The 8736-nt window shown below is 45.9% G+C and carries 7 protein-coding genes and 1 tRNA gene; 3 read left to right on the top strand and 5 right to left on the bottom strand.

Annotated features, from left to right (window positions below; genetic code table 11):
* Positions 1 to 158: 158 nt before the first annotated feature.
* The 5 genes from C1G57_RS06950 to C1G57_RS06925 form a co-directional block, all read right to left on the bottom strand.
* Positions 159 to 734 (bottom strand): carboxymuconolactone decarboxylase family protein, encoded by a 576-nt coding sequence (locus C1G57_RS06950; RefSeq protein WP_419579854.1) that lies wholly within the window; start codon positions 732 to 734, stop codon positions 159 to 161.
* Between the two features lie 113 nt (positions 735 to 847).
* Positions 848 to 1546, bottom strand: coding sequence for an HAD family hydrolase (locus tag C1G57_RS06945; protein ID WP_105114304.1), 699 nt, complete (start codon positions 1544 to 1546; stop codon positions 848 to 850).
* A 183-nt stretch (positions 1547 to 1729) separates the two neighbouring features.
* On the bottom strand, positions 1730 to 3469 hold the full coding sequence (locus C1G57_RS06940) for an ABC transporter ATP-binding protein (protein ID WP_105114303.1): 1740 nt from the start codon (positions 3467 to 3469) through the stop codon (positions 1730 to 1732).
* Entirely contained in the window at positions 3469 to 5196 is a 1728-nt protein-coding gene (locus tag C1G57_RS06935; RefSeq protein ID WP_105114302.1) for an ABC transporter ATP-binding protein, read from the bottom strand. The genes C1G57_RS06940 and C1G57_RS06935 overlap by 1 nt, the downstream gene beginning before the upstream one ends.
* A gap of 416 nt (positions 5197 to 5612) precedes the next feature.
* Positions 5613 to 5685 (bottom strand) — tRNA-Thr (locus C1G57_RS06925).
* A 131-nt stretch (positions 5686 to 5816) separates the two neighbouring features.
* Between C1G57_RS06925 and C1G57_RS06920 the strand changes: the two genes are divergently transcribed.
* The 3 genes from C1G57_RS06920 to C1G57_RS06910 are packed head-to-tail and all read left to right on the top strand — an operon-like array spanning position 5817 to position 8583.
* Positions 5817 to 6290, top strand: a complete 474-nt coding sequence (locus C1G57_RS06920) for a ferrous iron transport protein A (RefSeq protein ID WP_105114300.1) — start codon at positions 5817 to 5819, stop codon at positions 6288 to 6290.
* Positions 6290 to 8431 (top strand): ferrous iron transport protein B, encoded by a 2142-nt coding sequence (gene feoB / locus C1G57_RS06915; RefSeq protein WP_161941123.1) that lies wholly within the window; start codon positions 6290 to 6292, stop codon positions 8429 to 8431. The genes C1G57_RS06920 and feoB overlap by 1 nt, the downstream gene beginning before the upstream one ends.
* Positions 8431 to 8583 (top strand): FeoB-associated Cys-rich membrane protein, encoded by a 153-nt coding sequence (locus C1G57_RS06910; RefSeq protein WP_105114298.1) that lies wholly within the window; start codon positions 8431 to 8433, stop codon positions 8581 to 8583. Before feoB ends, C1G57_RS06910 begins: the two co-directional genes overlap by 1 nt.
* Positions 8584 to 8736 lie beyond the last annotated feature (153 nt).

The following is an 8736-nucleotide window of genomic DNA, read 5'->3' as shown; positions in this document are numbered from 1 at the left end:
TATTGTATCGCGTTTGGAGTTTTTTTGGTATAACCTTCGTCGCGCACCCGCATAGCGGGTGGTTTATTTGTCACGCACCTTACGGAGCGTGACGGACTAAAAGTCACATAAAACTGAAAAACCAGCCGGCTATTCCGACTGGTTCTCTCTATATTTACTCAATCCTCCAAAGCATAGGGCTGCAATTCAGGATTAATCGGGGTGTTGATTAGGTTGTTGGCATAATTACAGAGGGTCGCAAGACTAACTCCCAAGACGACATCTAGGGCGTTTTCTGCTGTATAGCCAGCTTGGAAAAATTCTTCCAACAACTGGTCGCCGACCTTGCCTTTTTCATGAATAACTGCCAGCGTAAAACGGGCTAGGCTATCTAATTTTGCATCCGCCTCAATCGGTGTTCCCTGACGGAGGGCCTGCAAAATCTCATCTGGCATCTTGACCTGCTTGATGGAGATGGCGGTATGACCTGCGACACAGAAACCACAGCCATTGGCAACTGCTGCTGTAATCTGCACCACTTCTCGCTCAGTAGGTGTCAGGCTGTTGCGGCGATTGATACCACCGACTGTCTGATAGGTTTCCAAGGCGGTTGGAGAATTGGCTAGAAGACCAATCAGGTTGGGAATGTAGCCACCGTTATTTTTCTTGACCGTTTCCAGATTTTCTCTCAAATCAGGTCTAACCGTGTCCAAGGTATGAATAGGGAAAAATACTTGTGTCATAGGATACTCCATTTCATGATATTTCATAGACAGGTCTTAAAAAGACCCCTATGCTATGGTATTATCCTATCATAAAATGAGAGAGCCCACTAATATATTTTATCTATCACACCCATAAATAATGGCTAAGCCATATGGATGATTGCCTCTGCTAAATCCTCCCACCTGTCCACCATCCTATCAGGTCTAACACTTGTTTCAGGGGCTGGACGCAAGCGATGATTAAACCAAACAGCCTGCCAACCACAAGCCTTGGCCCCTATGACATCATTCTCAAAAGAATCGCCCACATAGCAAATCTCATCGGAGGAAAGTCCCAAACGCTGTTCCATAACCTGAAAAATCCTTGGATTAGGCTTGGCCACCCCAAGCTGACCTGAAATCAAAATCAAGTCCTGGTCAAACCAGTCCAGCAGACCCAGAGTACGAATCTTCCGTAATTGATGACGATAGGGCCCGTTGGTAATGATTCCAAGCGCAAGTCCCTTTTCTTTGCAATGGGCAAAGATTTCTGGAAAGATGGGACTCAGCTCCAACTGTCCTTGGAAATAATCATAGTCAATCTGAATGGTCAAGGCCAGGGCATCCGATACCTGAACACCAACATCCGCCAGAGCAGCCTTCATCCGATAGATATGGCTGTCCTTCAAACTCATCTTGCCCGTCGCTGCCGCTTCAAAGACCTGATCGGCATGGTGGCGAAAGGCTAGATAAAGAGGTCCAACCACCTCATCAGCCACCTGTAAGTGTCGGTCGATTGCCTTTTTAAAAGGCTGGATTTGGTCATACAAGGTGTCATCTAAATCAAAAATTATTGCTTTCATGCTTTGATTATAACAAAAAACCTAGCCCCTTGACTAGATTTTCTGCTTTGATTTCATCTTCCATCTTAGCTATGAACATCATCCAGCCATTGAGATAGAAATTTGCTCATGCATCAGTTCTGTTTTTACCTAGAATATATATCTTGTCAGACGCTCTCTCCATTACACGATTGTTACCATCTTCTAAACCCTGGCCTGTATCTCATGCATCTGAGCATAGACACCACCCAAGGCAAGCAAGTCCTCATGTCTACCCCGCTCGATAATGCGACCTTGGTCCAGGACTAAAATCTGGTCTGCATTTTGAATGGTGGACAGGCGGTGGGCGATGATAAAGGTGGTACGCCCCTCCTTGACCACTTCCATAGCGTGTTGGATGATTTCTTCCGTTTCCGTGTCAATGTGAGAAGTTGCTTCATCTAAAATCAAAATTTTCGGATTGGAGTACAGAGTGCGGGCAAAGGCAATCAACTGGCGTTCCCCACTGGAGAAGCTAGAGCCTTTTTCTACAACAGGCTCATCAATCCCCTTTTCCAAACGAGCCAACATGGGACCTGCACCGACCTTTTCCAAGGCATCCAGCACAGCTTCTCGATCCATCTTTTCCATATTCATAGCCACATTACTAGCAATAGTCCCCGTAAAGAGATAGGGATCTTGCAGAACAATGCCCATGTGACTGCGCAGGCTCTCACGAGAATAATCACAGATATTTTTCCCATCCAGCAGAACCCTGCCCTCCTGAGGATCATAGAAGCGATAAAGGAGGTTCATAATGGATGATTTTCCTGAACCCGTATGACCAACCAGGGCTACCGTTTCCCCCTTCTCAGCCTGGATGGAAATATCCTTCAAGACAGGCTTCCCTTCTTCATAGCCAAAGCCTACATGGTCAAAGATAACCCGTCCATCTTGAAGGGACAATGCTGCCTCTGCATCCTCTTCCAACTCTTCTCCCAATAAGCCCATCAAACGCTTGCCCGTTTCGATGGAACGCAGGACATTTGGAAACTGCTTGACCAAGGCTCCCAGAGAAACAAAAATCCCCTCAATATAGTCAATATAAGCAAATAATTTCCCTGGTGACAGACTGGATTGACCTTGTAAAAATTGATAGCCAACAATCGTCAAAATCCCTGTCAAAACCAAGAATTTCAGAAACTCTGTCAAGGTCCAAGTCGCACTGGATTGAGCCCAGATAATCTGATTATCCGCCCGTCGCATTTTATCAGCAGAAGCTTCAAACTCCGCCAACATGTTCTCCTCTTGACCGTAGAGCTGGATGAGACTAGCTCCGTTCATGGTTTCATTGACCTGGGTATTGACCTCACTACGAGCATCATAAAAGTCCTTCATGGGTTTATCCGTCAATTTCTTATAGATATATTGAATACCGATAAAAATAGGAATTAGCAACAAGAGGGCAAAGCCCAGACTAGCATTGAGGTAAAAAACAATACCATAGGTAAAAAGCAAGCGAACAAAGCTATTGAAAACATTGACCAGGGTCCCGTAAAACTGATTGCGCAAGGTTTCGGTATCATTGACAATACGGGTCGCAATCTTACCAGCCGGCTTGTCATCAAAATAGGAAATAGGCAAGCCTTGCATGACATCGTAAGCCTGGTTGCGCAAGTTCTCCGCAATCCTATTGGCACAGTACATCATGAGCCGCATGGACAGGTAAATCCCAATGGCACCCAGACCAACCATGGCTATATACTGGGCAGCCATCTGGAGAAACTGCGCTTCTTGGAATGCCTTCCCCTCGCTCAAAGCCCGAATAGGGCCATCAATAGCCTCTTTTATAAGGAGGGGAGAAAAGCGCAAAAGACTGGAAGCAGCCAAATAGCAGACCACAGCAAGTGCAAAGAGCCATTTCACACGACCGATTTGCTTCAATAAAAATCCTAAAACTCTCATTACTCTCCTCCTTCCTGGCTTTGTTGCCGTTGATATTGTTCATAGTACCAGCCTTCTTGGGCTAGTAAATCAGCAGGTCGTCCTTCTTCAACAATCCGTCCTTCGTCTAAAACCAGCACCCAGTCTGCATGGTTGACAGCAGATAGGCGATGGGTCACGATAACATTGGTCTTACCTGCACGCTCTTTTTGAATATTTTGGATAATCTGACGTTCTGTCCGAGCATCGACTGCCGACAGAGAATCATCTAGGATGAGCAGGTCTGGCTCTCGCAGGAAGGCACGCGCAATGGAAATCCGTTGCTTCTGCCCGCCAGAAATAGACACCCCCCGCTCACCAATCATGGTGTCTAAGCCATCACTCATCCGCTCCAAGTCCTTGGTAAAGGCTGCTGTTGCGATGGCTGCCTCAATTTCTTCTACACTGCTATCATGCTTACCAAAGGCAATATTTTCCCCAACTGATTTTGAAAAGAGAATGTGCTCTTGTGGGACATAACCAATTTTTTGCTCCAGGCTTGAGCGTTTGAAGTTGAGGACAGACTGTTGATTGACCTCAAATGCTCCCTGTCCCACAGGGTACTGTCTTAAAAATTGTCGAACCAGGCTGGTCTTCCCTGATCCCGTCTTACCAACGATTCCGACTGTCTGACCTGCTTTCAAGGTCCAGTTAATCTCCTGCAAACTTGGACGGTCCGACTGAGGATAGCTAAAGCTGTAATTCTTGAAAGAAATACTATCCAGCTCTGCTATTTCCACCGAGCCGTCCTCCTCCAAGTCATCGCCCGTTTCAATCAGCTCCTGCAACTTCTCAAAGGAAGTTTTACCTGTCTGATAGACCAAGATGAAATCCGCCAGGGTCCAGAAAGGTTCGAGAAGGGAACTAACATAGAGCTGGAGAGCAATGACCTGACCCAAGCTGAGTTGATCAGACTGAACTGCCCCTGCCCCCAAGACCAGTACCAGTATAGTTGAAAGACCTAAACAAATGGTTGCCAAGGGGTTGTAGATGGACTGCAAGGAGGTAATCCTGTTCCCACCCTCAGCCAAGGCTTTGGTACGGGCTTGAAATTGAGCTTTTTGAGCCGATTTTTTGCTGTAGGCACGGGTGACACGAATGCCTTCTACTACTTCCAAGACTTCATTATTCAGCTGGGCAACAGCCTCACGGTTGGCATCAATCGCTAAGTCCTGCTTACGGCCAATGAAAAAGATAGCAACCGCCATGAATATCATGGGCAGAATAGCCAAAAATGAAATCCACCAGTCAATGAAAAACATGGTCGGAATGATAAAGGCTAACATGCCTCCTGCATAGACCACAATCATCAGTCCGTAGCCAACCATCTCCATCAGACCATCGACATCCGTCGAAAAACGGGTCATCACATCGCCAGACCGAAATTTTTCATAAAAGGGCGTCCGCATGGTGACCATCTTTTTAAAGGCCCGCTGTTGCATATCAAATTTGAAATTGACAGAAGCCTGAAAAAGTTTCAAATGCCAAATAAAGCCCATCCCATAGTTGAGAAAGGTTACTAAGAGCAAGAGGCCTATTTCTTGAAGCAAAACCTGCTCAGTCAGTCCATTCTTGGTTAGCGTATCCACCATCCTCTGAATAATCTGCGTCGGTATCAAGAGGGTGACATCATAAATAATCAAGGTCACAACAACCACTAAGTAGAGCCACTTGTGTTGCTTGACATAGTCAAAAATCAATCGAAACATATATCTCCTTTTTGTTTATACTTATCCCTTTCTAAGCACAAAAAAGCCCAGGTGTCTATCACTCCACCTAGGCATAGCTCAGTCCACAAAAATAGACCAACTCCCGAATAGCCATGACAAAGCCCACCTAACCATGATAAGACATGGTTGACTTTCCCACTATTCCAGAGTATGGCCCACGAAAAACTTCAAAAGTCTATCAATGAGCCCTATTTTCCTGCTTAGAAAGGAGTGTATGATAAAAAATAGCTTGCTGAAGGACAAGTTGTGTGTTCATTTGTTTTACTCCTTTCTTTGTTCTAAGCCCTATTCTAACATAATAAACTGACAAGTCAAGATTTTTTTGACATTCAGGGCAGATTTGGGACAGACATAAGAAAAAACCTTTGCTAACAAGGTCTTTCAATAGTATTCAATGCTAGTTGCCGGGATTGAACCGGCGACCTCATCCTTACCATGGATGCGCTCTACCGACTGAGCTAAACCAGCAGTACTTTATTAGTTTACCATATTTTATCTATTTGTCAACACTTATTTTAAAAAGTATTTTTCCTAGAATTATCTGACAGTTTTAAAATTTTATGTTATACTATTGTTATAAAATTCACAAAGGATAGCTTATGCAACTTCAAGACCTACAAATTGGCCAGACCTACACCATAACAGCTTGTCTGGCTCCTGAAGATATTCGGCGGCATTTGGCCCATCTGGGCTTGAAAACGGGTCAGGATATCCGCCTGATTTCTAAGACCAAGACAAATGCCATTATTCAGATTAAGGCCAGTCGTTTGGCCTTGGACCAGACAGTTATTGAAAGTTTAGTACTGACGGAGAAATCAGATGAGCAAGAAGCCCTCTGCTTAGATCAATTAGCCATTGGAAGCTCTGCTAAGGTCCTAGACATCTGTGCAACAGGTGCCCTTCGCCGTCGCTTGATGGACATGGGACTGACCAAGAACACGCAGCTATTTCTCAAAAAAGTCGCCCCCCTCGGCGATCCCCTCGAAATCACCCTGCGTGGCTATGAGTTGACCCTACGCAAATCAGAGGCACAGATGATTCAGGTCCAATGTCTGACGGAGGATGGAAAATGATGAAGCAAATCGCCCTTGTCGGCAATCCCAACAGTGGAAAAACCACCCTTTTCAATCTCCTGACAGGCACCAACCAACGTGTCGGAAACTGGCCAGGAGTGACCGTTGAGAAAAAATCAGGCCTGATCAAAAATAGAAAACAGCTACTGCTGCAAGATTTGCCAGGTATCTACTCCCTCTCTCCCTACACCGCAGAGGAATCTGTGGCCAGAGATTATTTGATGACCGACCAGCCTACTGCCATCCTTAATGTTGTCGATGCGACAAACTTAGAACGCAACCTCTATCTGACCTTGCAGTTACTAGAAATGGGGTTGCCTACCCTTGTTGCCCTCAATATGACGGATGCCTTAAAAGGTCAAGGAAAAACGGTTAACAGTGACCAACTAGCCTACCAGCTTGGTGTGCCTGTCCAGCCCATCAGTGCCTTGAAAAAACTAGGCATTCCCCAGCTCATTCATCAGGCTGAACAACTGGTTACTCGTCAAACCGAGCCCATCTTTCCCCAATATGACAAGCAATTCGAGGCAGCTCTGGCTCAGGTTTTTGAACTCCTTCCCGCCACCATTCCCAGCTATCAACACCGTTTTTATGCCATTAAGGCCCTGGAGCAAGACCAAATTATCCTCGAACAACTAGCCCTTTCACCTCAGCAGGAAGAAGACCTAGCTGACATTATAGCGATTTTGGAAAAAATCTACGCAGACGACATAGAAGCCATTATTGTCAACCAACGCTACCAGTTGATTGAGAAGATTGCAGAGCTGGTTACCAAGGAAAGCAAAAACAGCTTTAACCTGTCTGACAAAATCGACCAGGTGGTCACCAACCGCTTTCTAGCCCTGCCTATCTTTGCAGCGGTCATGTGGCTGACCTACTTCCTGTCTATCCAAACCGTCGGAACCATGGGAACAGACTGGGTTAATGAGGTATTGTTTGGTGAGCTAGTGCCTAATTATATCCAACACTATCTGGATGTTTTTGGCATTGACCATTGGCTTCAATCACTGGTTCTGGATGGAATTGTAGCTGGCTGCGGAGCCATTCTCGGCTTTGTTCCACAAATTTTTGTCCTCTTTTTCTGTCTGGGAATGTTAGAAGATATTGGCTATATGAGCCGCATCGCCTTTGTCATGGACAGGATTTTTAGACGCTTTGGTTTGTCAGGCAAGTCCTTCATTCCCATGCTGATTTCCACGGGCTGTGGTGTTCCAGGTGTCATGGCTAGTCGCACCATTGAAAATGAACAGGATCGAAAAATTACCATCATGACAGCCACGTTTATGCCCTGTTCCGCTAAACTGCCCATTATTTCCTTAGTGGCTGGTGCCTTCTTTCCAGATAATCCCTGGATAGCACCCAGTGCCTATTTTGTGGGAATGGGAGCCATTGTCCTATCTGGTATGGCCCTCAAAAAGACCAAGCAACTGGGTGGTGTGGCAAGCCCCTTTATCATGGAATTGCCTTCCTATCATCTACCAGAACTCAAAACAGTTCTCCGCTACGCCTTTGACAAGGCTTTAAGCTTTATTAAACGGGCTGGAACCATCATTTTCGTGACCAATATCGTCATCTGGTTCGCTAGCTCTTACGATTGGAGCTTGCAGCTGGTGGATACAGAAGAGAGTATCCTGGCTGCTATGGGGCGCAGTTTCTCCCTCCTCTTCCAGCCACTTGGTTTTGGAAATTGGCGGGCAACGGTTGCAGCCATTACAGGACTTCTTGCCAAGGAAACCGTTATTGCCACCTTTGGTATTCTCTACCGCCTTGGCGAAACTACCGAGGAAAACCCACAACTCTGGGGACTTCTACAAGAAGACTACACAGCCTTGTCTGCCTATTCCTTCTTGGTCTTCAACCTCCTCTGTGCCCCCTGTTTCGCAGCTATCGGGGCCATCCATCGTGAAATGGGAGAAGCCAAATGGACCTGGATTGCCATCGGCTTCCAGACAGGCTTGGCCTACGCAACAAGCTTGGTCATCTACCAACTGGGACTTGTACTGTTCTATGGTCAAGGTCCAAGTGCCTGGACACTTATTGCCATTCTCTTGTTGCTGGCAGCAATCTACAGTCTACTAAAAAAAACAGCCCATCTTTTACCAATCGTGACCCTGAAAAAATTAGAAAAAGGAGAATACTGATGCCAACCCTCATCCTCTTTCTCATCATTACAGTCTTATTCATTCTAGCCATTCGCAGTCTGCTCAAGGGAAAAAGTTCCTGTGGAGAATGTTCTTGTGACTGCGCCATTAAGCAAGAAATGGGAGACTCTTCACAGCATTCTCACTCCTAACTATAGTCGAATGAAGAGCTTTCAGACAAGAAACTGAGGTGCAGGCTGTTCTAGGTTGGAAATAAGAGGCTGGGCAAAAAGTCCAGCCTCGCTTCTCATAGTTCGTGTCAACATCTCAGCGCAGTGGTTGATTTGGTTTAACAGTCCAGTGGA

The sequence above is a fragment of the Streptococcus suis genome (assembly GCF_002960425.1).
Taxonomy (GTDB): domain Bacteria; phylum Bacillota; class Bacilli; order Lactobacillales; family Streptococcaceae; genus Streptococcus; species Streptococcus suis_S.
This window is presented reverse-complemented; position numbering and strand designations above follow the sequence as displayed.